We start from the raw sequence: 24,375 nt of genomic DNA, 5'->3' as shown, positions 1-24,375 counted from the left end.
CGTCTGGCGGAACCGGGTAATTCGGGTTTACGTATGGGCTCGCCTTCCGTCACACCGCGCTCGTCCAGCCCCCGGCGCGGCTCGCGTCAGGGCCGAGCGGCGACGGCGCGGGCGGCGGGCTTCGTCGAACCGACCCGGAACCAAGGAGCGTTCGCAGATGAGAAACACGTCGCGTGCCCTGTTCGTCTCGCTGGCCGTCGCGGCCGGCGCCGTGCTGCCGGTCTCCACGGAAGCGCATGCGGCCGACGGGTACGACCGCTGTCCCGTCGGCTCCTACTGCATGTTCTCGGGCCTCGACGGCACCGGCGACATGATCACGCTGCGGAGCAGCACGCCGGACCTCGCGGCACTCGGCATGAACGACAGATCCAAGTCGGACTGGAACCGGACCGCTTCGACCATCTACCTCTGGTCCGACGCGGGCTACTCCGGCTGCACGGCCGTCACTTCTTCCGGCCCGACCGGCAAGGGCAACTTCTTCCCCGACTACCGGGACTTCTTCAGCTCGGTGCGGTTCGACGGCCCGGGCGGCCGGAGCTGCGGCACGCCTCCCGGCGGAAACGGCTGACCCGCGCTGCCATGCGGGACCCTCCGATAACTGGTCGCCGGGCGGGTCCCCGTGGCGGAGCGTCAGCGTTTCGGGCGCGCTGCCGATGCCGGTCACGTCGGCGGAGCGTACGGGTCCGGTGCGATCGCCGCCGGGCGGAACGGGTCCGACGGGGTGGACCCTGGTCGAGGGCAGGCACCCGGACGGCAGAACCGTCCCGCTTCTCCTCCCACTCAACCATATATCGCATGGGGGATCTTGCCGCAAGACCCCCATATGGGGCGAAGATGGCTCTCCGCTCGCCGATACGCGGCACGAGAACGGGGGAGTGACCATGCGGGTGCTGTTGTCCACGATCGGCTCACGGGGAGAGGCCCAGCCGGTGCTGGCCCTGGCCGCACAGCTGAAGGAATTGGGCCAGGAGGCCGTGGTGTGCGCGCCTCCCGACTTCCAGGAGACCGCCGCGTCCCTCGGGATCGCCTACGTCCCGGTCGGCCCGGAACTGCACACGACCGCGAAGTCGACGGGGGCCGTGTTCCCCCCCGAGCAGCGGCGGCAGATGATCGAAGGCACGATCGCCGACCAGTTCGCGGCGGTGGGCCCGGCCGCGGAAGGATGCGACGTGATCGTGGCGGGCGGCGCCCTGGCGATCGCCGCCCACTCGGTCGCCGAGCAGCGCGGCATCCGCTACGTCTACGGCGCGTTCGCACCGATCACCCTGCCTTCGCCGCACCACGCGCCGCCCGTCTTCGGGTCGCTGGGGCAGAAGCCGGCGGACGGCACGGTCGACAACCGGACCCTGTGGGCCCAGGACGCACAGCGCTGGAACGCCATGTGGAGCGCGGCACTCGACGCACGGCGCGAGGCCGCCGGCCTCGGCCCGGCCGGCGACGTGAGCCGGTATCTCTTCACCGACACCCCGTGGCTGGCGGCCGATCCGACCCTGGCACCATGGCCGCGGCCGTCGGAGCTGGACGTGTTCCAGACCGGTGCCTGGACGCTCCCGGACCGGCGTCCGCTGTCGCCCGAGCTGGAACGGTTCCTCGACGCCGGCGAGCCACCCCTCTACTTCGGGTTCGGCAGCATGCGCGCCCCCGAGGGCATCACCCGGACGATCGCCGAGACCGCCCGCGCCCTCGGCCGCCGCGCGATCCTCGCCCGCGGCTGGGCCGGACTGTCCCTCGACGAAGCCGCGCCCGGCTTCCTGACGATCGGAGAGGTGAACCAGCAGGCGCTGTTCCCACGGGTCGCCGCGGTCGTCCACCACGGCGGGGCCGGCACCACCACGGCAGCCGCGGCGGCCGGCGCGCCACAAGTGATCGTCCCCCGGATGTTCGACCAGTTCTACTTCGCCCGCCGTGTCGACGCGCTCGGCATCGGCAGCGCCCACCCCGCCGGTGACCCGTCGGCCGGCTCCCTCACCGCGGCGCTGCGCCGCGCCCTTGACCCTCAGGTGGCCAGGACCGCCCACGGGCTGGCCGACCGGGTACGTACCGACGGTGCGCTGACCGCGGCCCGTCGGCTGGTCGCGGCGGGCTGACCGGAGCCGTGATCAGTGGCGGGAAAAAGGTTTGGAGGGACGACGGGCAGGCTGGTAGCTTGCGGTCGACCGTGACACCGCCCGAGGAGGTGAGACCCATGAACGCTGTATCGACGTGGGTGCTCCCCCTTCCCGTCACGGCCGGCGATTGACGTAGGTGTCGCCGGGAGCGCCTCGACAACAAGGCACTCCCGAAAGGCAGCACCCATGCACTCTCTGCAGTTCACCGCCGAGTCGTCCTCGAACGGCATACGCGAACGCGACTTCACCCTGGGCGGCGTCCCCGGCGTTCTCTGGTCGCCGGCCTCCGGCGCCGAGCGCGCACCCTTGGTACTGATGGGCCACGGTGGGGGCGCCCACAAGAAGCACCCGGCGATGGCGGGCCGCGCCCACCTCCTCGTGACCGGCTGCGGCTTCCACGCCGCCGTCATCGACGCGCCCGGCCACGGCGACCGGCCGCGTACCGCCCACGACGAGCGGGAGATCGCCGAGCTGCGCAAGGCGCAGGCGGCGGGCGAGCCGGAAGGCCCGGCCGTCGTCCCGTACAACGCCCGTCTGGCGGAGCTCGCCGTGCCCGAATACCGGGCGGCCCTCGACGCCCTTCAGGAACTCCCGGAGATCGGCGCCGAGGGGCCGGTGGGCTACGCCGGCATCGGCCTGGGCACCGCGATCGGGGTGCCGCTGGTGGCGGCCGAGCCCAGGATCACGGCCGCGGTCTTCGGCATGATGTGGCCCGATGCCCTGTTCGAGGCGGCGAAGCGGATCACCGTCCCGATCGAGTTCGCCGTGCAGTGGGACGACGAGCGCATCCCGCGCGAGGCCGCTCTCACGCTGTTCGACGCCTTCGCCTCGAAGGAGAAGACGTTGCACGCCAACGCGGGCGAGCACATGGAACTGCCCAGGTTCGAGGCCGACAGCGCGACCCGGTTCTTCGCCCGGCACCTCGGCCGGACGGTCACCTCACCGGCCTGAAGGTGAGCGGCGGCGTCCGGTCTGCCGCGAGGTGAGCCTTGCCGGTCGGCCCACCGTACGAGCGACCCGGCGCCGCCGATGCCGACGGCGCATCGGGCGGGCGGCCGATGATGAGACAGGCATGTCCATGCCATAAACTCCGGATCGTCCCGGCCGTCGGAGCCGGGCTGCACCACGGGGGATCACCATGTCCGTTCGCCATGTTCTCGCATCCGCGCTCGTCTTCGCCGGCGCGCTCACCCTGACCGCCTGCGGTCCCGAGAAGGACACCGGCACATCCGAGCCGTCGGCGAAGCCGCCGCACAGCGCCACGGCTCAGCCGTCGGCCAAGCCGTCGCCCGCCAAGGGCGGGGGCGCCGCGGGCAAGGGCAGCTGCCCCTCGCTCAAGCCCGGCCACAAGGTCATCTGGGTCAACAACGTCGAGGGCGCGATGAACAATGTCATCGCCAAGGACACCGAGACGGCCTGCGACCCGTCGTCGGGCGCGGGGGCCTCCTACCACCCGGTGGGCGAACTGAAGACCTATGCCCTGAGCCCGGACACCAAATTCGTCCTCATCACCGAGGGCGGCGGCGGCAAGATCCCCGGTCCCACGGCGGGCCCCGGCAGCGGCGTCGCCCATGTGAAGACCTGCGCGGACCCGGACGGCAAGCAGTACGACGGCGGGCAGCGGAAGACGAAGGACGGGGAGTTCTGCTGGGGCATGAACTTCTACGATGTCGCGGTGGGTTCCGACAACAAGATCACGGAGATGGCCGAGGTCTACTCGTCATAACTCCGCCCGCCATGGCCCGGATACGATCGGGACCGCCGCCCTGCCCGGCGCCGCTGCTCGTCCACGGCGCCCTGGCCGGGCATGCGGCCTGACGGCCGGTCCGGCCGGGCGCCAGGGCTTCCGACGGTAACGCGCACCCCGCTCAGTCGCCGGGTGCCCTCGCGACCGTCACACACTCCGAGGCATGACACGTCCCGCGCCGCGATGCGGTCGAGCGCCGCCCCCGGCTTCCGGGCCCCTGACAGCGTCCCCCGCAGGAACACGATCCCGCGCCCGTCGCCGGTCCGGCCCGCCTGTGCCCGCACCAGGTCATCCCCGTGCAGACCCGAGGGCCGTGAGCCCGGGGGCTCAAGCACAAGCTCAGCAGGAGATCCAGCGCACCTCGTACGGAGCGAGGGACAACACCTGCCCGTCCACCCGGGCCGTGACCCGCCGGGACTCGGTGTTGACGACGAGCACGGCCGCATCGTCGGCGAGGACCTGGATCCTGGTGCCCTGCTCCGCGGTCGCGGCAACCGGCCGGAAAGCGCTGCCCGGAGGGAACTCGTGGGCGAACCGGCCCAGCAGCCGGGCCATGGGCAGCTCTCGGCCCCCGTCGGGCAGGTGGGTGCTCCGCCACAGACAGCCCGGGCAGTCGTCCCCGGTCCGCTGCGGGTTCCAGTAGAGGGCGGCGGCCGCGCCGCTCGCCGCCAGTCGCATCATGGCGACGGCGTGTACGGCGATGCGGTGCTGCTCGCTCCAGCCGTCCCGGCCGCCCGGCCGGTCGTCCCGGGCGGGCGGCTCGACGTACCACTCGGCCCACCACACCGGAAGCCCGGTGACGCTCCTCAGCCAACGGGTGACGTCGGCGAACTTCTCGGTGGCGGCGAACTCGTCGGGGATCGCCCGGTGGCCCTCACGGGTATAGCTGGATCCGTCGACGACGACGAAGTCCGCGCCCGACTTGTGCGCGTTCCAGTAGTGGACGACGTCGGCGGAGCGCTGGTCGAGCTCGCCCCAGGGGCCGCGCAGTTCGGGCGAACGATCCTCGCGGTCCACGGCGGGCGGGTCGTGGTCGGCCACCACGTAGGGGCCGCCGACGAGGTTGCCCGGACTCTGCCTCTTCAGCTCCGCGTGGACGAGGTTGTACAGCTCGGTGTACCCCTCGTAGTCCCACCGGCGCCTGCCCTCGTCGTAGAAGCCCTTCAGCTCGTTCCACACGAGGAAGTGTTTGACGTCCGGGTAGCGACGGGCGACCGTGCCCGCGAGCCGGGCGAAGTCCCCGTAGTGCCGGCGATCGGGAGCGGCCTCCAGCCGGGACCAGTCGGTACGCCTCTTCCGGCCGCCTTTCATCCAGTCGGGCGCGCCGCACAGGGTGAGGACGGGGGTGGCGCCGGTGGCCCGCATCAGGGCGACCCGCTCGTCGAGGGCCTGGAAGTCGTAGCGCCCGGGCGCCGGTTCGGGGTTCTCCGCGCCCCATCCCATGATGTGCTGGTTCTGCGGCAGGGAACGGGCGGAGAGCAGGGCCCCGGCCCTGTACGTGGCCTCCGGCGTGCCGTGGTCCGCGCTGTACTGGGTGTGGGTGAAGCCCCAGCCCGGCCGGACGTCCTCCTGCCTCCGGCCCGCTTTCGGTAACCTGCCGCCTCCCGCTCCGCCCGAGGCCGCCGCCAGGGAAAGAGCCGCCAGCGCCACCGCGCCGCACGTGCCGAGCAAGGAAGCGAACAGCCGTCGCCCCGTGCCGGACCTCACCGACTCCGCCGCATCATGTCGCCGCCCCACGACATCCAAGGATAGGCGCCGGCATCCGGATTTCGGCCCCTGTTTCGGCCCACATGGTGCGCGACGGGAGCACGGGGAGCGCGCCCGGAACGTCCCGCACGACCGGCGCCGGTGCCCCGGCCCCACCGGGCCGGGGCACCGGCGCCGGCGGTTAGTGACCGGGCGCGAGCCATTCCGGGCGGCCCGAGCCGCGCGGTGCGAGGACCGTGCGGAAGGTGCCCGGGGTGCGGGACATGACGACCTGGTCCGTGACGCCCTGATAGAGGCCGCACGGGGTGTCGGCGGTGAAGGTGTCCGGATCGAGATAGGCGTGCCGCTCGCCCGTGCCGGCGAGTGCCCGCGCGTAGTCCTTGTCGAGGATGCCGAGGCTGAGGATCCAGAGGGCGACCCGGGTGAGGGACACGTGCACGCGGTAGCTGCCGCCCTCGGTGGCGCGCCGCATCAGGGCGGCGATGATGCCGGTCGTGGCCAGCCAGGGAACCAGATAGTCGTTGACGACCTTGATCGGGGGCAGTGCCGGGTTGTCGTCGGTGCCCTCGAGGTTCATCATCCCGCTGACGCAGCCGGCGGTCTGGTCGAAGCCGACGCGGCCCGCCCACGGGCCGTGCCGCCCGTGCAGGCTGACGGTGGCGTGGATGATGCCGGGCCGGATCGCGGCGGCCTCCTGCGCGGTCAGCCCCATGCGTTCCAGGTAGCCGGCGCGGTGGTTGGCGTAGAAGACGTCGGCGCCGCGCAGCAGGTCGCGCAGGGTCGCCGCGGCCTGCGGGTCCCGGGCGTGGTCGAGCGTGGCGGAGCGTACGCCGACCTGGGCGGTGTAGTAGAGGATGTCGTTCTCGTACTGGCCGGGGCGCCAGATGTTGAGCGCGTCGGCGCCGTGCTGGGCCATGGTGCGGCCGATGGCGGCGCCGGCGATGACGTGGCCGAGGCCCAGTGCGCGCACACCGTCGAGGGGCTGGGAGGCGCCGGGCGGCAGCGGTTCGGGGTCGCTGTCGCCGATCTTCTCTATCTCGATCAGCGGCATGCCGGCCAGGACGTCGCGGTACTGCCGGGTGTCGAGGAACTCCCGGGTGGTGCGCAGCATCGGCATGACGACGCCGGCGTCCGCGCCGGCCCGCTCCAGTTCCGCGCCGTCCCAGCGGGCGACGGCGTTGGCGATGGCCGTCGCGTCGTCGGGGGTGCCCAGCAGCTTCAGGGTGCGGGACTTCAGCGCCGGGTAGACGTTCAGCGGCATCACCCAGCGGCCGTCGCCCGCGCGGTAGAAGGAGAGGGCGAAGGGATCGTCGGGGGCGAGGACCGGGTAGCCGTTGAGCTTCTCCCACTTGCCGTCGTAGAAGGGGCAGAGCCGGTGCGGGGCCTTGCGCAGATCCATGGTGACGTCCTGGCCGGGGCCGCCGCGGTGCTGCCACAGCTTTGCCAGGGCCACGGACTTGGCCGTCAGGCCGAGAGCGGGCGCGGCGGCCAGCCGGAGGGTGGAGGGGACGACGGGGTCGGCGCCGATGAAGGAGACCGTGCCTCCGGCGTCCTGTTCGCCCATGCCGACGCCGGCGAGGACGTCGTTCAGCGCGGTGTGGATGTCGAAGTCGTCGTCGGCCTCGCCGGTGACCGGCTTGTCGAGCGCGGCCTTGATCCTGGCGGTGAGCTGGGTGTCCATCGTGCTGCCTTTCCGGCCGCTCATACGTGGGCGTGGGTGTCGGGGGTCGTGGCGAGGGCGCGCATCAGGGCGATCTGCGCACGGTCACGGCGGATGGCCAGCTCGCCCACGGGCGTGTCCCCGAAGGCGTGCTCCGCCTGCTCGGTCAGCCGGGCGACGGTGGGCTCGTCGAAGACGGGGGTGCCCAGGCCGGGCCAGGCCGCCTCCATGGCGTGGCCCAGGTGCCGGAGGAAGTGCGGCAGGCCGCCGGGCCCACCGCCGAGGTGGAAGGTGCGGAAGGGGCCCGCGACCGCCCAGCGGAGGCCGATGGAGTCGGTGACGATCTCGTCGAGTTCGGCCTCGGTCACCACTCCCTCGGCCACCAGGTGCACGCATTCGCGGAAGAGCGCGGACTGGAGCCGGTTGGCCACGAAGCCGGGGATCTCCTTGCGGAGGATCTGGGGCTTCTTGCCGAGCGCCGTGTAGAAGTCGTGGGCCTGCCGGAGCGTGTGCGCGGAGGTCCGCTCACCGGGGACGATCTCCACCAGGGGTACGAGGTGCGGCGGGTTGAACGGGTGGCCGACGACGAGGCGCTCCGGCTGCCGCATGGCCTCGGCGATCGCGGTCGCGGGGATTCCGGAGGTCGAGGTGGCCAGCAGCGCGTGGGCGGGGGCGGCCTGCTCGACGGTCTGCCAGATCTCCTGCTTCACGGGCAGGCGCTCGGGGCCGTTCTCCTGTACGACGTCGGCGTCCGCGACGGCGGTGGCCAGGTCGGCCTCGAAACGGAGCCGGGCGGTCAGGTTCTCGGTGGGCAGCCCGAGCGCCGCCAGGGCCGGGGCGATCTCGTCGAGCCCGGCCAGGACCTTCTCCCGCGCGTCGGGGCGCGGGTCACTGACGACGACGTCCAGGCCGTGGGCGAGGAAGAGCCCGGTCCAGGAGATGCCGATCACGCCGCCGCCGATGACGGCTGCCCGTCGGTACGGGGCGGTCTTCGCGTCCGTGGGGAACGCGTGGGTGGTGGGAGAGTTCATGTGGCTGCACCGCCTTCTCAGTGGGCGAGGTAGTCGTGGACGACTGCGGCCGGGCTCAGGGTGAGGTCGGTGAGGATGTGGCCGGCGGCGACGACCTCGAGCACCGGGAGGTCCGCGAGCGGGGCCAGCGCGTGGGCGAAGAGCTCCAGGCGGGCCGGGCCGCGGAAGGCGCTCTTGACGGTGATGTCGGTGATCTGGGTACGGACCAGTTCGCAGATGCGCGGCCGGCCGTCGTAACCGGGCACCGCCTTGACCATGAACGTGGGCACGCAGATCTCCGCCCGGGCCTCTTCCAGGTCCATCGGGTGGTGCTTGTATCCCATGGTGGCGGTGGCCACCCGCAGGGAGCCGTAGTCCAGGGTGCCGACCAGGGTGTCGGAGTCGACGTAGAGCCTGGGCGAGCCCGCCTTCTTCGGGTAGGCGCTCAGTTCCCGCCCGCTGGAGATCGCCGGCACGCTGTCGAGGTACATCGCCAGGTTGTACTCACCGCGCTCGCCCTCGTGCTCGACGGGGATGACCTGGCCCGCCTCGGTGTAGTCACCCAGACCCGTCACATCGGGCATCCGCATGATCTCGAACCGCACCAGCGGTTCGGGGACCGACAGCGGTTCGGGGACGACCCGCCGCAGGGCTTCGGGATCGGTGCGATAGGTGATGTTCAGGTACTCACGGTCGGTGAACCGGTACCGGGTGGGGGCGAAAGCGGGGGCGTCCAGCGGGGTGGTGAACAGCTGGGCGACGTCGTGCATATGCATGAGTGGCTTCCTTGGAGACGCCTGTGCCTGTCAGGGCGGGGAGCGGATTCCTCCGCTCAGCGCTTGGAACCACTGCACTCCACGGAGCCAATGTCTGTCCAATATATGTTTCCCGCTCATTCGATATGGTTGACCATATGGAGTTCACCAAGCGCCTGCTGGAGCAGTTCCTGGCCCTCGCCGAGGAGAGGCACTTCGGCCGGGCGGCGCAGCGCCTCTCGATGAGTCAGCCCCCGCTCAGCCAGGCGATGCAGCGGCTGGAGCGGGGCCTGGGCGTGACCCTGCTGGACCGCCGGCCGGGGGACCTGCGCCTCACCCCCGCGGGTACGGCCTTCGCCGTGGAGGCGCGGCGGCTGCTGGACGCCCAGTCCGCGGTCGTCGAGCGCGTACGGCGCGTCGCGCACGGCCTGGAGGGTGATGTGCGGGTGGGATACGTGAGCATCCTGAGCCACCGCCACCTGCCCCGGTTGCTGCGCGCCGCTGCCGAGGAACTGCCCGGCCTGCGTGTCCACCTGCACCAGGACGCCACCGTCACGCTCGTCGAGATGCTCCGCTCCGGCGCCCTGGACCTCGCGTTCATCCGGGACCCGTCGCCCGTCCCGGATGATCTGGTCGTCCACGACTTCGCCGTCGAGCGCATCGTCGCGGCCCTGCCGGACGAGCACCGGTTGGCCGGAGCCGCGTCCGTCGCGCTTTCCGATCTCCGCGAGGACGACTTCGTGCTCCTCAGTGAAACGGCCTTGCCGGGGCTGGCCCGGCAGGCCCGACTCGCCTGCGGGGAATCCGGGTTCACACCGCGCCGCCGTGCTGACGCCGACGATCTCACCGGTCTGCTCGGCTACGTCGCCGCCGGGCTGTGCGTCAGCCTGATGCCGGAGGACCTGCGTGACTTCCCCGTCCCCGGGATCACCTTCGTGCCGCTCCGGGAAGCGTCGCCGTACCTGCGGACGACCGTCGCCGCCGTCCGGCGCGCCGACGCGGACGCGGCCGTGCACCGCCTCCTGGACCTCATCACCCGGCACACCGGCCCGTGAACCCGCTCACCGGCATCGGCGAGGACGCGGGCCGCGCTCCTTCAGGCGGGCTCCGGAGCGAGCGCGGTACGGGTCCCGCCTACGAGCCGCGGTGACCCGAAGACGACGATCAGCCCGCCGGGCCCAGCGGGTTCGGCGGCCCGGTGCGGCGCCGACGGAGTGTCCTCGGCGGTGTACCGCGGACGGAGGCGAACGGGGCGTCCCCGAGGCCGGGACCTCGTGGGGTCCGCCGGCAACCGGCCGCGCAGGCTTTCCATGCCACGGTGTCACCAAGAAAAAGATTGCCCCGAGGCCAGGGCTGACGTTGGCTGGGCGGCATGACCGAACTGCGTACCGATCGCCTCACCCTCCGTCGATGGCGTGACTCCGACCTTGGACCATGGGCGACGATGAACGCCGATCCCGAGGTGCGGGAGCACCTGGGCGACCTGCTCACCCGCGAACAGAGCGATGCCTCCGTGGCGTGCTTCCAGGCCGAGTTCGACCAACGAGGCTATGGGTGGTGGGCGGTCGAGGCGCGGGACACGGGAGAGTTCATCGGCTTCGCGGGCTTGGATCAGGTGGACGACTGCATGCCGTTCACAGGAGTGGAGATCGGCTGGCGGCTCGCCCGCTCCGCCTGGGGTCAGGGCTACGCCACCGAAGCCGCGCTGGCAACCCTGGCCCACGGCTTCGACACCCTTGGACTTCCCGAGATCCTGGCCGTGACAACGGCCACCAACCTCCGCTCGCAGGCGGTGATGCGCCGGATCGGTATGACGCGGGACCCGGCAGGCGATTTCGACGATCCCACGGCTCCCGAAGGGCCACTGCGTCCGAACGTGCTCTACCGCATCGCTCGTACCGCGAGGGTCTGACCGAGGGATGTCGGCCGTCAACTGGACGCTCCTGCAATGGCGGTGCTCTCTCAGGGTGGGCCCGCAGATCCACGGCCCGGAATCCGGGCGCACTCGGGAACGGCGGGTCCAGGCCCCGCACCGCTGGTCGCGAGACCCCGCCGTCTACCGGCACGGGAACCGGGCCGCTAGCGTGGCGCTCGCAACCGACCACGGAGGGGAACGCCATGGGGTGGGGAACGGGTAAGGGCTCGACGGGCGACGGGAAAGGCGACCACCGCGGCGGCAAGGACCCCGGCAAGGACAAGCCCTCCGACGACACCTCTCAGCCCAAGTCGGACCCGAAGCACAAGAAGAGCTGAACGGCGATGACCGCCACGGAGGAACTGCCCGCGGTCCGGGCCATGCTGACCGCGATCGCGGCGGAGAACGGTGAGCTCCCGGAGCCCTGGGCAGCCGCCATGGCCGCGGTCCGCCGGCATGAATTCCTGCCCCAGGTCCTCTGGCGGTGGGACGGCGACCACTACGTTCCGATCGACGCCGGGAAACAGCCGGACCGGTGGCGGGCCGCCGCGTACGCGCCCACCTCGGTGGTGACGCAGGTCAACGACGGCCGACCGGTCGAGGCCGGCACAGAGGTCTTCCCGTCGTCGTCCGCGTCGGCCCCCGCCGTCGTCGCCCGCATGCTCGGCACCCTCGACCCCGGGCCCGGGCAACGCGTGCTGGAGATCGGGACCGGTACGGGCTGGAACGCCGCCCTGCTGGCCCACGTCATCGGCGCCGGCAACGTCACCAGCCTGGAAGTCGACGCCGAGGTGGCCGAGCAGGCCGCGACCACCCTGGAACGGCTCGCCCCGGGCGTCAAGGTGGTGGTCGGCGACGGCACGTTCGGAGCGCCCGACGGCGCCCCGTACGACCACGTCATGGCCACCTGTTCCCTCAACCGGCTGCCCGCCACCCTGCTTCGGCAGACACGGCCGGGCGGCACGATCCTCACCCCCTGGTCCAGGCCCTGGTGCAACTACGGACTGCTCCACCTGACCGTCCGGGACGACGGCAGCGCACAGGGCCGCTTCCACCCGTACGCGGACTTTATGCCCGCCCGTGGACAGCGCCTTGACCTGCGCATCTACCGTGACGTCGTGCGGGACGACCACCAGCCCGACGAATCCCGCACCACACTGCCGCCCGACGCGGTCGCCGGCGACGATTTCGCCGCGCAGTTCGCCCTCGCCCTGCGACTGCCGGACCTCTGGTACGCCTGGCACGAGGCCCCGGCCGTCGACGGCGTCGTCCGGCGCCTGTGGGTCGCTACCGTCGACGCCGGCTCATGGGCCGCCGTCGACGAGACGGAGACCGGCGGAGGCACGTTCACCGTGTGGCAGCACGGGCCGCGGAAGCTTTGGGACGAGGTCGCGGCCGCCTGGGACCGGTACGTAGCCCATGGCCGCCCGGGGCCCGACCGCTTCGGCATGACCGTCAGCGCCGACGGCTTCCACGAGGCATGGCTGGACAGCCCCGCCAACCGGATCTGAGCTCGTCAGCGGCGTAGTGCCACGGTTCCGAAGTTGGGAGGGTCGTACTCAGTGCTGTCGGGCGGTAGCCGCGTCACGGCCGGCCGGATGTGACACGGCCCGGCAGCCACCCTCCACTTCGCCCATCCATTCCTGCTCCTCTCTGTGCGGAGAACCTCGATGTGTACCTCAGCACATGCACGATGGCAGCGATCCGAGCCGCTGGAGGACGATGAACGCACACTCAAGGAGCTCGGCTACACCCAGCAACTGCACCGGCACATAGGCGCCTTCGGTAACTTCTCCGCTTCCCTGTCGGCCATCTCCATCATGTCCGGGACGCTGCTGCTTCTCGGCTACGGCCTGAACAGCGGTGGACCCGCGGTGGTGGTGTGGGGGTGGCTCGCCGTGGGGCCGCTGGTGCTGTGCCTGGCCGCGGCGCTGGCCGAGATCACCTCCCGCTACCCCACCAGCGGCGGCCTGTACTACATGGCCCGCCGGCTCGGCGGTGAGCGGTGGAGCTGGTACACCGGCTGGCTCAACCTTCTGGGCCTGCTCGGCGGGATCGCGGCCCAGGACTACGGCATCGCGACCTTCACCGCCGCCTGGGCGAACCTCCAGTTCGGCTACGTGCCGACACCGGGGTCCCTGCTGGTCGTGTACGCGGTCATCCTCGCGCTGCACGCGGTCCTGAACCTCCTCGGCACCCGGCTGATGAACGTCCTGACTTCCCTGAGCGCGTGGTGGCACCTGGCCGGGGCCGTCGTGATCGTCGGCGCCCTGACCCTCATCCCCGCTCACCATCAGCCGGCCGGCTTCGTGTTCTCCGAGTTCACCGACAACACCGGCTGGTCGAGCCCCGTGTACGTGATCCTGCTGGGCATGCTGCTGCCGTGCTTCGCGCTGGCCGGCTACGACACCTCGGCCCACCTGAGCGAGGAGACCAGTGGTGCTTCCGTGGCCGCGGCGCGCGGGGTCGTCCGCTCGGTGGCGGTGTCCTGGATCGCCGGCGGTGTCCTGCTGGCCGCCTTGCTGTTCGCCGTCCAGGACTACGCCGGGACGCTGGGCAGCGAGACCGGGGTGCCGGTGGCGCAGATCCTCCTGGACGCTCTGGGCGTGGCGACGGCGAAGGCGTTGCTGCTGGTGATCATCGTCGCGCAGTTCCTGTGCGGTTACACCGTGACCGCGGCCGCCAGCCGCATGATCTACGCCTTCGCCCGGGACGGCGCCCTGCCCGGCTCGGCGCGCTGGCGGAAGGTCACCCGCCGTACGGCCGTCCCGGCCAACGCCGTCCGGCTCGCCGTCGCTGTCGCCTTCGTGCTCGCCCTGCCGTCCCTGTATTCCGCCACGGCGTTCTCGGCGGTGACCGCGATCTCCGTCGTGGGTTTCACCCCGGCCTACGCCATTCCGGTGCTGCTGCGACTGCGCCACCGGGACCGGTTCACCCCCGGGCCCTGGCACCTGGGCCGCTGGAGCCGGCCGATCGGCTGGGTGGCGGTGTGCTGGGCGGCCGGGGTAACAGTGCTGTTCCTGCTGCCGCAGTCCAGCCCGGTCACCGCCACGAGCTTCAACTACACGCCCGTCGCCTTGCTGGTGGCACTCGTCATGGCCGCCCTGTGGTGGCGCTTCGGAAGCCGTTCCTACGGTGTGCCCCGCTCCGGCACGGGCTCCGGCACGGCGAACGCCCCCGACCGAACCGAAGAAACCGAGAACAGCATCTGATGACAGCGGAACCGCAAGCCGCACGTAGAGTCCCCCGCTCAGGTGCCTTGCCGGGCACAACAAATCATGGAGGCACCGTGACCGTTTCCGCGGAGTCCATCGAATCGGTACAGCAGCTCACCACGGTCTGGCGGACCATGGTGCTCGACCGCGCCGCGGACGCGGACGTGCGCGACCTTCCGGGCATCGCCGTCCGCTGGGCCGACAGCCGGTTCGGGTTCTGGAACTGCATCACCTTGACCGAGGCGGGAGCGGGAGCGGAGCTCGTCGGGCACCGTCTGAGCCAGGCCGCGGCCATCATGCGGACAAAGAAGCGTCCGGGCCTCGTGTGGCTCTTCGAAGACCTTCTCGACAACGAGGCCCGCTCGGGGCTGGAGACGACAGCCGAGCAGGCCGGCCTCCAGTACGCCTTCCCCGGTACGGGCATGGCCGGCGACCTGCTCCCCATCCCCGCACCGGCGCACCCCGACCTGACGTTCGCCCGTGTGAGCACCGACGAGCAGTTGCGGGCCTACGCCGACCTGCAATCACGCGCGTACGGGTTCCCGCTGGAGGAGGGCCGCGACGGCCTGGTCGGATCCACGCTCTGGAAGAACGAGGTCTACGCCTACCTGGCCATGCGAGGCGACGAACCGGTGGCGTGCGCCGGCACGGTCGAAGCGCAAGGCCGCCTGTTCGTCGTACTCGTCGCCACGGACCCGCGGTGGCAGCGCAAGGGCTACGGCGAGGCGGTCACGCGCAAGGCGCTGCACGAAGGCGCGCGGGCCACCGGGCTCACCCGCGCCACGCTGCACGCCACCGCCGCCGGAGCCCCCGTGTACCCGCGCATCGGGTTCAGGCCCAACACACGAATCCACTTCTACAGCCTGAAAGGCTGATCCGGCGATCGCCGCATCCGGGTTTGGTCACTGTGGATGAGCATGTGGTCGCTGTGGGTGGAATGGGTGGGGGCGCGGTGTGAGGCCGGGCATAGGGCCCAGATCACCTACGAGTGGGAGTAGTGGTCCCTGAACCCAGCGAAATCGGACATCTCGGGCGTTTGGGTGGGGTGCTGGAGGCTCGCCTGAACGGTGTGGGGTAGTAGGTCACACCTTTGCCAGGGGGTTTTCCGGCGGCTAACAATTACGGGGTCGCTTGGCGCCGTCGATCGAGACGCGGCGCTTTTTCCGCGCCGTTTCCGGGCCTGCGACATCCGCGATTGGAAGAGGTTCAGCTCAGTTATGCGCTCCACCATCTCCGGTTATACCCGTCTGCCCCTGGTCCACAAGCTCTCCACCGCTGGTATTGCCGCGGCCGGGATAGCCGCGGTGGCGTTCGCCGCCGTTCCGGCCTCGGCCGAGTCGCAGGCGCTGGACGTCAAGCCTGTCGCGGTGAGCACCACCGCCACCGGCACTGCTGGTGCGCAGGAGCAGGGTGAGCTGGCCCAGCGGGTCGCGGACGCCATCGCTGAGGCCCGGACGGACGCCGCGGCCGCGCAGAAGAACGCCGCGGAGACCGCTGCGAAGGCGAAGGCTGATGCGGAGCGTGCGCGGAAGGAGACGGCGAGCCGTTCGCAGGAGCGTAAGCCGGTCCAGGCCGCCCCGGCTCCTGCCGCCCCGGCCCCGGCTCCGGCTGCGGTTGAGAAGAAGGCTTACGGGAACAACCTGGACGGCTGGATCAACGAGGCGCTGGACATCCTGCGTGCGAAGGGTATTCCCGCTTCGTACGAGGGCATCAAGCGGAACATCATGCGTGAGTCGACGGGTAACCCCCAGGCGATCAACAACTGGGACTCCAACGCTGCCGCCGGTATTCCGTCGAAGGGCCTGCTGCAGATCATCGACCCGACGTTCAAGGCGTATCACGTCGAGGGCACGTCCTGGGACATCTACGACCCGGTCGCCAACATCGCCGCGTCCTGCAACTACGCGGCCGACAAGTACGGCTCGATGGACCGCGTCAACTCCGCCTACTGATCACCCTCACTGATCACCCCACGCACTTTCCACGCGAAGGGCGGCGGCACCCCGAACGACAAGGGGTGCCGCCGCCCCTTTTCCGTAGCGTCCCGTCACCCCCCGCACGGCCTGGCCGGCACCGGAATCCCCAGCAGGCACACGCGTGAAAGGCCCGGCCGTCGGCGGCCGGGCCTTTCAGGTGACTGTGCTCAGCGGAAGCGTCGCAGGCGGAGGCTGTTGGTGACGACGAAGACGGAGGAGAAGGCCATCGCCGCTCCGGCGATCATCGGGTTGAGCAGGCCGGCCGCCGCGAGGGGGAGGGCGGCGATGTTGTAGCCGAAGGCCCAGAAGAGGTTGCCCTTGATGGTGCCAAGGGTGCGGCGGGAGAGCCGGATGGCGTCGGCGGCTACGAGGAGGTCGCCGCGGACCAGCGTCAGGTCGCCGGCCTCGATGGCCGCGTCGGTGCCGGTGCCCATCGCCAGGCCGAGGTCGGCGGTGGCCAGGGCGGCCGCGTCGTTGACACCGTCGCCGACCATGGCGACCGTACGGCCCTCGGCCTGGAGGCGCTTGACGACGTCGACCTTGTCCTGGGGCAGGACCTCGGCGATGACCTCGTCGATGCCCACCTCGTGGGCGACGGCCTCGGCGACCGCCTTGTTGTCACCGGTCAGCAGCACCGGGGTCAGGCCGAGGCGCCGCAGCTCGCCGATCGCCCGGGCGCTGGTGGGCTTGACGGCGTCGGCCACGGTCAGGACGCCCCGTGCCTCGCCGTCCCAGGCCACGGCCACCGCGGTACGGCCCTCGGCCTCGGCGGCCGCCTTGGCCGCCGCGAGCTCCGTCGGCAGCTCGATGGCCCACTCCGCGAGGAGCTTCTCGCGGCCGACGAGGACCGCGTGCCCGTCGACGACGCCCTGGACGCCGAGGCCGGCGACGTTCTCGAAGCTCTCGGGGACCGGCAGGGTGCCCGTGCGGCCGGCGGCGCCGTCGGCGACGGCTCGGGCGATGGGGTGCTCGGAGGCGTGCTCAAGGGCGCCGGCCAGGCGCAGCAGCTCGTGCTCGGTGACACCGGGGGCCGTGACGACCTCGTGCAGGGCCATCTTGCCCGTGGTGACGGTGCCGGTCTTGTCCAGGACGACGGTGTCGACGCGGCGGGTGGACTCCAGGACCTCGGGGCCCTTGATGAGGATGCCCAGCTGGGCGCCGCGGCCGGTACCGACCATCAGGGCGGTCGGGGTGGCGAGGCCCAGGGCGCAGGGGCAGGCGATGATGAGGACGGCCACGGCGGCGGTGAAGGCGGCGGTGGCGTCGCCGGTCATGAACAGCCACGTCAGCAGCGTGCCGAGGGCGATGAGCAGGACGACGGGGACGAAGATCCCGGAGATGTGGTCGGCCAGGCGCTGGACCGCGGCCTTGCCGTTCTGCGCGTCCTCCACCAGCTTGGCCATCCGGGAGAGCTGGGTGTCCGCGCCGACGCGGGTGGCCTGTACGACGAGGCGGCCGGAGACGTTGACGGTCGCACCGGTGACCGCGTCGCCGGTGGTCACGTCCACGGGCACGGACTCGCCCGTGAGCATGGAGGCGTCCACGGCCGAGGCGCCGTCGAGCACCGTGCCGTCCGTGGCGATCTTCTCCCCGGGCCGGACGACGAACCGGTCACCGACCGCCAGTTCGCTCACGGGAACGCGGACTTCGCGTCCCTCGCGGAGGACGGCCACGTCCTTGGCGCCCAGCTCCAGCAGGGCGCGCAGCGCGGCGCCGGCCTTGCGCTTGGACTTCGCCTCCAGGTAGCGCCCGGCGAGGATGAAGGCGGTCACGCCGGCGGCGGCCTCCAGGTAGATGGAGGACGAGCCGTCCGCACGGGAGATCGCGAAGTCGAAGCCGTGCCGCATGCCCGGCATCCCCGCGTGACCGAAGAACAGGGCCCACAGCGACCAGCCGAGCGCGGCGAGTGTACCGATCGACACCAGCGTGTCCATGGTCGCGGCGCCGTGCCGCGCGTTGGTCCACGCGGCCTTGTGGAAGGGCAGCGCGCCCCACACCACGACCGGTGCGGCCAGGGTCAGCGACAGCCACTGCCAGTTGTCGAACTGGAGGGCCGGCACCATCGCCATCAGCACCACCGGCACCGACAGGACCAGCGAGACCAGCAGCCGCTGCCGCAGCGTGCCGAGCTCGCCACCGGTCTCTTCCTCTTCCTCGGCCGGGGCTGTTCCCTCCTCCGTGCGGGCGGCCGGCTTCGGCGGCTCCTGGGCGGTGTAGCCGGTCTTCTCGACGGTGGCGATCAGGTCGGCGACCTCGACCTCCGGGCCGTAGGAGACCTTGGCCTTTTCCGTCGCGAAGTTGACCGTCGCGCTGACGCCGTCCATGCGGTTGAGCTTCTTCTCGATGCGCGCCGCGCACGAGGCGCAGGTCATGCCGCCGATGGAGAGTTCGACCGCGGCGGTGGGCGTGGTCGCGGGGGTGGGTGCCGGGGCCTTCTCGGGAGCGATGCTGGTCATGTGCTGTGGGTCTCCTGGAGGAGGGCCGGGCCGTGCGGCTGCCATATCAGTGGGGCGGCATCGGCCCGGCAGTGGATACCGGGGAGGGGTAGTGCCTCAGGCACGGCCGGCGAGCTCGTAGCCCGCCTCGTCCACGGCCGCGCGCACGGCCTCGTCGTCCAGCGGACCGGCCGAGACGACGGTGACCAGGCCGGTGGCGGCCACGGCCCGCACCGAGGTCACGCCCGCCATCGCGGAGACCTCCTGTGCGATCGAACCTTCGCAGTGGCCGCAGGTCATGCCGGTCACCTTGTAGACGGTGGTGACGCCGCCCTGGACGCCGGCCGGGGTGGTGGTGCCGCAGGTGCCGGCCGGGGTGCAGCAGGAGCCGCTGCCGGACTTCGTCTGGGAGGTCATGGCCACTTCCTTCGGGACGCGGGTGCGATGCCTTGACGGAGGGTGCCGGGTCGGCCCCGGACTCCTTCCGACGAGAAGAACCATATACCCCTGGGGGGTATCCAGGGAAGGGGTGGTGAGGGCGCCGGGCCACGGAGTGGGGGAGAGGGTGTCGAGCCGGGTGGGGGGCGATCGTGGTCCTGCAAAGCGTCCTCGCGCTCTACCAGCACAAGCAGGGCCGGCTCGCCCGGCTGTCCCAACTACCTCTTCGATCGCATCGGCGAAAGCACCTGCGGCCTGTCCGACCTGCTGCGTGAAGGCGCCGTCGAAGCCGTCATGAGCGGCAGTGAGCCGGCTGAACCTGCCGACCCGCACGGGTTGCGGTGAGACGCTGCGAGGCCCAGGGTTCGGCACCACCGTGCAAGGAGGAGGCCAGTTCCGGAATAGGCCGGAAACAGGCAACATGCGGGATGCCGCGCAGTGGTATCCGACGGGGCACGGGTGGTCCTTCCGTGAGGGCGAGATGCGGTGAGCACCGTCACGGCGGCGTGTTCACCGCGGCCACAGGTACTCGGGCATGTCGGCCGGCATGGAGCCGCCGAAGACGGCGAGGAGGTTGGTGCCCACGAAGAACACGAGCATCCAGGTATTGAGGTATCCGACCCCGGCCAGGAGCCGTACGGCGCCGCGGACTGCGGGACGCAGGGTCTCACTGCCGCGGAAGATGTGGGGAGCGCGGCCCTTGCGGTGGGCGTGGAACCACATGACGGTGATCGGGGTAGGCACGGTCACCGCGATGAGTAGCGCGTGCAGGAGATTGAGCTGGTACCAGTGGCCCGCGAACACGGTTGTCCCGGGGGTCGTTGCGGTATAGGCCCACATCCCGGTGACGATGAACAGGGATTCCAGTACGACGTTGACGATCAGGCCGAAGAGGACGGCTACCGTCCATAGCCGGATGCCACTCCAGGCGGGCCGGGTCCGGGTGAGCCAGGTGGTGAGGGCCATCTGGCCCCATACCCAGAGGATGAGGATGCCCATGATCAGACCGGAGGGGGCGAGGATCGGCTCGATCAGCAACTTGGCATCGGGGTTGTTCCAGCCGGGTAGATATGGGCCCCAGGTGCTGACGTAGGGGACGCTGCGGTTGAAGACGACGAACGCCCGGACACAGTCGAAGAGTGGATCCTGCCAGATCAGCGAGTTGAAGCCGATGAACACTGCCGCGTTCAGAGTGACGGTGCGTCGGCGTAGGCACTCTCGCAGGACGTAGATGGCGATTGCCAGGATCGCCACCACTGCGATTCCCTGGAACACCAGGGCAGCGGTGGCGCGGGCAGTGGAGATGTGGAAGTCACGCTCGGGGCCGGAGGTCAGGCCGCCATTGGCGGCCCAGCGGGTGAACAATTGGATCTGGAAGACCGCGTACGCCGCTCCCAGTACCGCCCAGACAGTGGCCGGCCGAGGTTTTGCGGTGCGTCGGATCTGCTGGGTCTGCGTCATGGAGACTCCTCTGCCACGGGTATGTGAGACAGGGCCGCCTACCGGACAGGTCCCGGCACCGGAGAAGGAGCCTGAGACGGGTTGTCTGTCAGGACTTCCTCAAGGTGCTGGATTCTTCACCGGGCAGGTCAGATGTTGTGGCCGGGAGATCAGGTGCTGCTTTGAGGAACAGGCTGATCGTGTACAGGATGGCGAGGAGGCCGACAGCAGTCAGGACGCCGGCTGCAAACCGGCCGGAGGTGTTCAGGTCGGTCTTCAACGCCACCAGTGCTGGCCAGCTGGTGACCGTGATGAACCCCATGTAGCCGCTGCCGAGCATCGGCAGTGCGAGCAGCCACCGGATGCCGTTGAGTTGCTTTCCGAAGAAGAAGACCAAGGCTCCCATGCACATGGACACGGTCACGTACGAGATCGGCCACACAAGGGGGAGCCCGTACAGGCGCAAGGTCTGGAAGCCGGTGTAGGAGTAGACGCCGGCCACGTGGATCGTCAGGTACTCGAGGGCCATGTCCACAGCGGTACAGATCGTTACTGTCAGCCAGTACTTTCCCGGTGACCATCCGTCGGTGAAGGCGAGGAACGCCAAGTAGGCGGGGAAAGAGAGCGTCACGATGTTCACCATGAGGTACCACAGGGGTTGTTCGGTACCGAACGATTGGAAGAGCACTAGTTGGTCGGCGGACCGGGAGATGGTGATCTGGAGCAGGAAGCGCCCTCCGGCATCCGTGGCCCAGGACAGGAAGGAAGCGGTGAGCAGGATCCACAACTGGATCCTGCCTTTGCTCCTGTGCTCGTGGGCTGCCCAGGTGATCAGGGCGATGACTGCCCCCGTGACGGCGATCAGGGTTAGCGTGGCGCCGGTCTGTTCCCGGGTGTTGCCGGCCAGAGTGCTGAAGGTCGTGTCCATTGCGCGGCCTCCCTCGAGGCAGTGAGACGGCGGCCCGTCGCAGGCTGGCATGCTTCGGGTCATCGCACGGTCGTTCGGAGTACTCCATTGGTCTGTGGCCGGTTCGCGGCCGTTTTTCGCGGCCGTGCGGGTCAGTGGAGTGCCCGCCGCGCAGATGCCGGCCCGGCCGGGGGCGGGGTGAGGGTCATCGTGGTCCTGTGGGAGAAGGTACGTGCCAGGCGGACGGCGATCTGGGGGGAGGCCAGGGAAGCGGGGGTGCGTGTCATGTTGAGGGCCTCGAGGAAGGCGCGTTGTACGCGCTGGTCGTGGGTGCCTGTGGTGAGGACGCGGTCGAGTCCGATGGCGAGCAGACGTTGGAGGGGGCCGGGAGGCGGGCCCTGGGTGGTGGGGTGGCGCAGGTCGACAGCTGTGGCCAGCAGCCAGTAGCGGTCCAGGAGAGCGGCCAGTCGGCGGTGATAGCGGGCCGCGCATACATGGGGGGCGGCATGTGAGGCCAGGCAGGCGCGCAGCAGCGCGGCGCTGTGGACGGCGGCGGTCATGCCTTGGGCGTAGAGGGGGTTGAAGCAGCAGGCGGCGTCACCGAGCAGGACGAGGTTGGCGGGCTGCCGGGGCATCCGCTCCAGGTGGCGGCGGCGGTTGCTGGTGGCGTGCGTCGTGGCGACAGGGGTGAGGGGTTCGGCTGTGGCGAGGGCGTCGGCGATGACGGGGTGGGGCAGGGTCTTGGCGAAGGGCAGGAAGTTCTCGTCGCCGGAGGTGGGCCGGTCGGCGCCGAGGCCGTTGAGGGTGACGATCCAGCGGCCGTCTTCGATGGGGGCGATACTGCCGCCGCGGGTCTGTGGTGGGCTGGTGATCATGAGGTAGCAGGCGAGCCAGTTTCTGGCCGGGTCGGCTGCGGGGCGGTAGAGGCGGCTGGCGTAGCCGAGCCGGGGAGCGATGGTGGTCTGGGGGATCGCCGGGTAGCCGAGGTCGGTCAGCCACCGGTCTGCCCGGGAGCCGCGTCCGGTGGTGTCGGCGAAGAAGTCGGCTTCCAGTTCGGTGAGCTCACCGCTGGGTGTGCGCAGCTGGACCGCGTGAATGCGGCCCCGGCTGCCGGTCAGCGCCTGGGCGCGGTGTTGTTGCAGGGTGGTGACGTTGGGCAGGGCGGTGACGCGGCGGCGAATAGCCCCTTCGAACAAGGCGCGGCTGGCGGTGACACCGGTGAGGTCGGAGGGAAAGCGGACGCCTCAGCCGCAGCTGGTGCCGAGGAGGAAGTCGGCGCCCATGTCGACCCCGACGGCGCCGGATTGGCGCAGTGCGGCACCGATGCCGGGGAGCAGGGTCTCCAGGGCGCGCTGGCCGCCGACGAGGAGTGCGTGGACGTGGTCGCCCTGGGGAACGCCGGGGCGTCGGCCGGGGGTGTTGGGCAGGCGATCGGCGTCGAGGAGCGTGACGCGCCCGTAGTGCTTGGTCAGGACAGTGGCGGTCAGCAGCCCGGCGATGCCCGCGCCGAGCACCACGGCATGTCCGGAGCGTGGTGTGCCGGTCATGAGGAAGCTCCTAGTGCCAGCTGAGGCCGACCGTGATCGGAGGCGGGTTGCCGCGGGGGCCGTGCCGGTCGGTTTCCGTGCTCCGTCACTTGGGCGCGCCGGACATCGGCACCCAGCAGGGCGGCGCAGTCGACGAGTTCACGGGGCCATGGGCCGGGTTCGTAATGGTCGCCGACGCGGTGTGCGCTGGCCCACACCTGCTCGCCCGTGGCGACGAGTTCGCCGCCCTGCTGCCCCGGCTGGGTGATCCGGTAGTAGCGGAAGACACCTTTCATCAGGTGCATTCGCACCCATGGAATGGTCATCCGGATGGCAGTCCGTTCGCCGAACCAGAGTTCTTCGGAGTACTCGCAGGAGCAGGATCGGGTGAGCATGGCGTAGTCACCGCAGATGTCACTGCTGAAGATGGGCGCGTAGGTGATTCCGGCCTGCTCGCGGCAGCGGCCCTGCCAGTCGATGAGGCGGGCGTAGTAGACGGGTCCCACCGCGCTGGTGTCGCCCGCGGTGACCACGTGCTCGATGGTGAACCAGGGCTGCCCGGCAGTTTGTGCGCCCGCCTTGGCAGGCGTGCGGGCCGCGGCGGGTGCGGTGGCGTTGAGGCGGGTCATGGAGTTCCTCCCGGGGCGGGCAGGATGACGAGAGCGGCCAGGTATCCGGTGTGCGGAGCGGAGAGGCGGGTGACAGGCCAGGCTGTTGGCGGGGCGGTCAGGTCGTGGGCCAGGCAGCCGCGCCAGGCAGGGGTGAGGGTGACGCCGATCTCCACGAAGGAGCGGGCCATGCCCCGGCCGATGGCTTTGGCCACGGCTTCCTTGGCCGTCCAGATGGTGTGGAAGGCCGCGATGCGTTCTCGTGTGCCGAGAATGTCCAGTGCGGCCCGTTCCGGCGGGGTGAGGGTGTAGGCCAGCATGTGCGGGGTGACGCGGGCGGCACTGACCTGCTCGACATCGATGCCGATGTTGCCGCCTGTGCTGCTCAGGGCCATTACCCCCAGAGGCCCTCGGTGGGAGGTGCTGAAGCGGATCGCTGGGTGGTGGGGAAGCTCCGGGCGGCCGTTTGCCGCCACCGTGATCACAAGCTGCTGGGCGGGGACACCGAGCCGGGCGGCCAGGGCCTGGCGCAGCATTCCCCGGCGCACCACGAAGCGGCTGCGCACCAGGGTGGTGGGAAGGTCCTGTGCCCGTCGGCGTTCGGCGGGATCCAGGAGCGGCCACCAGCGGTCGGCGGGCTGGGCGAGGTCGAGCCAGCACAGGGACGGACGGGCTGCCGCAGAGGGCGCGGTTCCGGTCATGGCTGCCACTGCGGGTAGCGGATGGCCTGCGGGAATTTGTCCGTGACGTGGAACGTGAGCCCGGTGATGGTGAGTTGGACCCTCCCGGTCCGCGTCGCGGCGACGGCCCGGTCGTCGGCGGTGCGGTACCACAGGCTCAGGCCCTCGGGGTACGCGTGGGCGAGTTCGGTGTCGGTCATCGTGGTGTACAGGTCGATGCGGGCGATGGTGAGGGGAACGCACATGGC

Annotated in this window: 24 protein-coding genes; 11 read left to right on the top strand and 13 right to left on the bottom strand. The window is 70.7% G+C overall.

Annotated features, from left to right (window positions below):
• Positions 1-157 precede the first annotated feature (157 nt).
• The 4 genes from AF335_RS17575 to AF335_RS17560 all read left to right on the top strand — a co-directional run bounded on the left by AF335_RS17575 (position 158) and on the right by AF335_RS17560 (position 3,834).
• Positions 158-568 (top strand): peptidase inhibitor family I36 protein, encoded by a 411-nt coding sequence (locus tag AF335_RS17575; protein WP_102919353.1) that lies wholly within the window; start codon positions 158-160, stop codon positions 566-568.
• Positions 569-881: 313 nt separating this feature from the next.
• Positions 882-2,087 carry a glycosyltransferase gene (locus AF335_RS17570; protein ID WP_102919661.1) on the top strand — a complete coding sequence of 402 codons (1,206 nt, stop codon included), beginning with the start codon at positions 882-884 and terminating at the stop codon, positions 2,085-2,087.
• Between the two features lie 207 nt (positions 2,088-2,294).
• Positions 2,295-3,059: an alpha/beta hydrolase family protein gene (locus AF335_RS17565; protein ID WP_102919352.1), complete on the top strand. Its 765-nt coding sequence runs from the start codon at positions 2,295-2,297 to the stop codon at positions 3,057-3,059.
• A gap of 187 nt (positions 3,060-3,246) precedes the next feature.
• Positions 3,247-3,834, top strand: coding sequence for a hypothetical protein (locus AF335_RS17560; RefSeq protein ID WP_102919351.1), 588 nt, complete (start codon positions 3,247-3,249; stop codon positions 3,832-3,834).
• Positions 3,835-4,194: 360 nt separating this feature from the next.
• Here AF335_RS17560 and AF335_RS17555 read toward each other — a convergent pair whose 3' ends face one another.
• The 4 genes from AF335_RS17555 to AF335_RS17540 form a co-directional block, all read right to left on the bottom strand.
• A complete protein-coding gene (locus AF335_RS17555) occupies positions 4,195-5,526 on the bottom strand; it encodes a glycoside hydrolase family protein (protein WP_228773576.1) in 1,332 nt (443 codons plus the stop codon).
• A gap of 217 nt (positions 5,527-5,743) precedes the next feature.
• A complete protein-coding gene (locus AF335_RS17550) occupies positions 5,744-7,243 on the bottom strand; it encodes a CoA transferase (RefSeq protein ID WP_211304109.1) in 1,500 nt (499 codons plus the stop codon).
• 20 nt (positions 7,244-7,263) lie between these two features.
• On the bottom strand, positions 7,264-8,253 hold the full coding sequence (locus AF335_RS17545) for a 3-hydroxyacyl-CoA dehydrogenase family protein (protein ID WP_102919348.1): 990 nt from the start codon (positions 8,251-8,253) through the stop codon (positions 7,264-7,266).
• 17 nt (positions 8,254-8,270) lie between these two features.
• Positions 8,271-9,008: an acetoacetate decarboxylase gene (locus AF335_RS17540; RefSeq protein ID WP_102919347.1), complete on the bottom strand. Its 738-nt coding sequence runs from the start codon at positions 9,006-9,008 to the stop codon at positions 8,271-8,273.
• A gap of 137 nt (positions 9,009-9,145) precedes the next feature.
• Here AF335_RS17540 and AF335_RS17535 point away from each other — a divergent pair, with 137 nt between their 5' ends.
• The 7 genes from AF335_RS17535 (at position 9,146) to AF335_RS17505 (ending at position 16,069) form a co-directional block, all read left to right on the top strand.
• Positions 9,146-10,042, top strand: coding sequence for a LysR substrate-binding domain-containing protein (locus AF335_RS17535; protein WP_102919346.1), 897 nt, complete (start codon positions 9,146-9,148; stop codon positions 10,040-10,042).
• A 317-nt stretch (positions 10,043-10,359) separates the two neighbouring features.
• Positions 10,360-10,899 (top strand): GNAT family N-acetyltransferase, encoded by a 540-nt coding sequence (locus AF335_RS17525; protein ID WP_102919344.1) that lies wholly within the window; start codon positions 10,360-10,362, stop codon positions 10,897-10,899.
• A gap of 206 nt (positions 10,900-11,105) precedes the next feature.
• Positions 11,106-11,240, top strand: a complete 135-nt coding sequence (locus tag AF335_RS36220; protein WP_260421994.1) for a hypothetical protein — start codon at positions 11,106-11,108, stop codon at positions 11,238-11,240.
• A gap of 6 nt (positions 11,241-11,246) precedes the next feature.
• Positions 11,247-12,413 carry a methyltransferase domain-containing protein gene (locus AF335_RS17520; RefSeq protein ID WP_102919343.1) on the top strand — a complete coding sequence of 389 codons (1,167 nt, stop codon included), beginning with the start codon at positions 11,247-11,249 and terminating at the stop codon, positions 12,411-12,413.
• Positions 12,414-12,572: 159 nt separating this feature from the next.
• The gene (locus tag AF335_RS17515; protein ID WP_228773577.1) at positions 12,573-14,114 is read left to right on the top strand and encodes an amino acid permease; all 1,542 of its coding nucleotides are present in this window, start codon (positions 12,573-12,575) and stop codon (positions 14,112-14,114) included.
• 77 nt (positions 14,115-14,191) lie between these two features.
• Positions 14,192-14,992: a GNAT family N-acetyltransferase gene (locus AF335_RS17510; RefSeq protein ID WP_184743534.1), complete on the top strand. Its 801-nt coding sequence runs from the start codon at positions 14,192-14,194 to the stop codon at positions 14,990-14,992.
• Between the two features lie 342 nt (positions 14,993-15,334).
• Positions 15,335-16,069: a transglycosylase SLT domain-containing protein gene (locus tag AF335_RS17505; RefSeq protein WP_102919341.1), complete on the top strand. Its 735-nt coding sequence runs from the start codon at positions 15,335-15,337 to the stop codon at positions 16,067-16,069.
• Positions 16,070-16,260: 191 nt separating this feature from the next.
• Here AF335_RS17505 and AF335_RS17500 read toward each other — a convergent pair whose 3' ends face one another.
• The 9 genes from AF335_RS17500 to AF335_RS34695 all read right to left on the bottom strand — a co-directional run bounded on the left by AF335_RS17500 (position 16,261) and on the right by AF335_RS34695 (position 24,372).
• Positions 16,261-18,549, bottom strand: a complete 2,289-nt coding sequence (locus tag AF335_RS17500; protein WP_102919340.1) for a heavy metal translocating P-type ATPase — start codon at positions 18,547-18,549, stop codon at positions 16,261-16,263.
• A 96-nt stretch (positions 18,550-18,645) separates the two neighbouring features.
• On the bottom strand, positions 18,646-18,945 hold the full coding sequence (locus AF335_RS17495) for a heavy-metal-associated domain-containing protein (protein ID WP_102919339.1): 300 nt from the start codon (positions 18,943-18,945) through the stop codon (positions 18,646-18,648).
• A gap of 531 nt (positions 18,946-19,476) precedes the next feature.
• A complete protein-coding gene (locus tag AF335_RS17490) occupies positions 19,477-20,427 on the bottom strand; it encodes a spirocyclase AveC family protein (protein WP_102919338.1) in 951 nt (316 codons plus the stop codon).
• Between the two features lie 88 nt (positions 20,428-20,515).
• Entirely contained in the window at positions 20,516-21,334 is an 819-nt protein-coding gene (locus AF335_RS17485) for a hypothetical protein (RefSeq protein ID WP_102919337.1), read from the bottom strand.
• A 131-nt stretch (positions 21,335-21,465) separates the two neighbouring features.
• The gene (locus AF335_RS36215) at positions 21,466-22,509 is read right to left on the bottom strand and encodes an NAD(P)/FAD-dependent oxidoreductase (RefSeq protein ID WP_102919336.1); all 1,044 of its coding nucleotides are present in this window, start codon (positions 22,507-22,509) and stop codon (positions 21,466-21,468) included.
• Positions 22,510-22,557: 48 nt separating this feature from the next.
• The gene (locus AF335_RS17475) at positions 22,558-22,860 is read right to left on the bottom strand and encodes an FAD-dependent monooxygenase family protein (RefSeq protein WP_102919335.1); all 303 of its coding nucleotides are present in this window, start codon (positions 22,858-22,860) and stop codon (positions 22,558-22,560) included.
• Positions 22,857-23,468 carry an acyl-CoA thioesterase gene (locus tag AF335_RS17470; RefSeq protein ID WP_102919334.1) on the bottom strand — a complete coding sequence of 204 codons (612 nt, stop codon included), beginning with the start codon at positions 23,466-23,468 and terminating at the stop codon, positions 22,857-22,859. The genes AF335_RS17475 and AF335_RS17470 overlap by 4 nt, the downstream gene beginning before the upstream one ends.
• The gene (locus AF335_RS34700; protein WP_170127731.1) at positions 23,465-24,148 is read right to left on the bottom strand and encodes a 4'-phosphopantetheinyl transferase family protein; all 684 of its coding nucleotides are present in this window, start codon (positions 24,146-24,148) and stop codon (positions 23,465-23,467) included. The genes AF335_RS17470 and AF335_RS34700 overlap by 4 nt, the downstream gene beginning before the upstream one ends.
• Complete coding sequence (locus AF335_RS34695) at positions 24,145-24,372, bottom strand: hypothetical protein (RefSeq protein WP_170127730.1); 228 nt, start codon at positions 24,370-24,372, stop codon at positions 24,145-24,147. The genes AF335_RS34700 and AF335_RS34695 overlap by 4 nt, the downstream gene beginning before the upstream one ends.
• Between the last annotated feature and the right edge of the window lie 3 nt (positions 24,373-24,375).

The sequence above is a fragment of the Streptomyces eurocidicus genome, assembly GCF_002891295.1.
Classification (GTDB): Bacteria; Actinomycetota; Actinomycetes; order Streptomycetales; family Streptomycetaceae; genus Streptomyces; species Streptomyces eurocidicus.
Note: the sequence above shows the minus strand (reverse complement) of the source record. Positions and strands in the feature narration are given on the sequence as shown.

Excerpts from the sequence above, each read along its gene's own strand:
- AF335_RS17535 (WP_102919346.1), top strand. The coding sequence starts at position 9,146 with ATGGAGTTCACCAAGCGCCTGCTGGAGCAGTTCCTGGCCCTCGCCGAG.
- AF335_RS17490 (WP_102919338.1), bottom strand. The coding sequence starts at position 20,427 with ATGACGCAGACCCAGCAGATCCGACGCACCGCAAAACCTCGGCCGGCC.
- AF335_RS17520 (WP_102919343.1), top strand. The coding sequence starts at position 11,247 with ATGACCGCCACGGAGGAACTGCCCGCGGTCCGGGCCATGCTGACCGCG.
- AF335_RS17565 (WP_102919352.1), top strand. The coding sequence starts at position 2,295 with ATGCACTCTCTGCAGTTCACCGCCGAGTCGTCCTCGAACGGCATACGC.
- AF335_RS17550 (WP_211304109.1), bottom strand. The coding sequence starts at position 7,243 with ATGGACACCCAGCTCACCGCCAGGATCAAGGCCGCGCTCGACAAGCCG.
- AF335_RS17540 (WP_102919347.1), bottom strand. The coding sequence starts at position 9,008 with ATGCATATGCACGACGTCGCCCAGCTGTTCACCACCCCGCTGGACGCC.
- AF335_RS17500 (WP_102919340.1), bottom strand. The coding sequence starts at position 18,549 with ATGACCAGCATCGCTCCCGAGAAGGCCCCGGCACCCACCCCCGCGACC.
- AF335_RS17505 (WP_102919341.1), top strand. The coding sequence starts at position 15,335 with ATGCGCTCCACCATCTCCGGTTATACCCGTCTGCCCCTGGTCCACAAG.
- AF335_RS17485 (WP_102919337.1), bottom strand. The coding sequence starts at position 21,334 with ATGGACACGACCTTCAGCACTCTGGCCGGCAACACCCGGGAACAGACC.
- AF335_RS17495 (WP_102919339.1), bottom strand. The coding sequence starts at position 18,945 with ATGACCTCCCAGACGAAGTCCGGCAGCGGCTCCTGCTGCACCCCGGCC.
- AF335_RS36220 (WP_260421994.1), top strand. The coding sequence starts at position 11,106 with ATGGGGTGGGGAACGGGTAAGGGCTCGACGGGCGACGGGAAAGGCGAC.
- AF335_RS17525 (WP_102919344.1), top strand. The coding sequence starts at position 10,360 with ATGACCGAACTGCGTACCGATCGCCTCACCCTCCGTCGATGGCGTGAC.
- AF335_RS17470 (WP_102919334.1), bottom strand. The coding sequence starts at position 23,468 with ATGACCCGCCTCAACGCCACCGCACCCGCCGCGGCCCGCACGCCTGCC.
- AF335_RS17560 (WP_102919351.1), top strand. The coding sequence starts at position 3,247 with ATGTCCGTTCGCCATGTTCTCGCATCCGCGCTCGTCTTCGCCGGCGCG.
- AF335_RS34695 (WP_170127730.1), bottom strand. The coding sequence starts at position 24,372 with ATGTGCGTTCCCCTCACCATCGCCCGCATCGACCTGTACACCACGATG.
- AF335_RS17475 (WP_102919335.1), bottom strand. The coding sequence starts at position 22,860 with ATGACCGGCACACCACGCTCCGGACATGCCGTGGTGCTCGGCGCGGGC.
- AF335_RS17570 (WP_102919661.1), top strand. The coding sequence starts at position 882 with ATGCGGGTGCTGTTGTCCACGATCGGCTCACGGGGAGAGGCCCAGCCG.
- AF335_RS17545 (WP_102919348.1), bottom strand. The coding sequence starts at position 8,253 with ATGAACTCTCCCACCACCCACGCGTTCCCCACGGACGCGAAGACCGCC.
- AF335_RS17575 (WP_102919353.1), top strand. The coding sequence starts at position 158 with ATGAGAAACACGTCGCGTGCCCTGTTCGTCTCGCTGGCCGTCGCGGCC.
- AF335_RS17515 (WP_228773577.1), top strand. The coding sequence starts at position 12,573 with ATGTGTACCTCAGCACATGCACGATGGCAGCGATCCGAGCCGCTGGAG.
- AF335_RS34700 (WP_170127731.1), bottom strand. The coding sequence starts at position 24,148 with ATGACCGGAACCGCGCCCTCTGCGGCAGCCCGTCCGTCCCTGTGCTGG.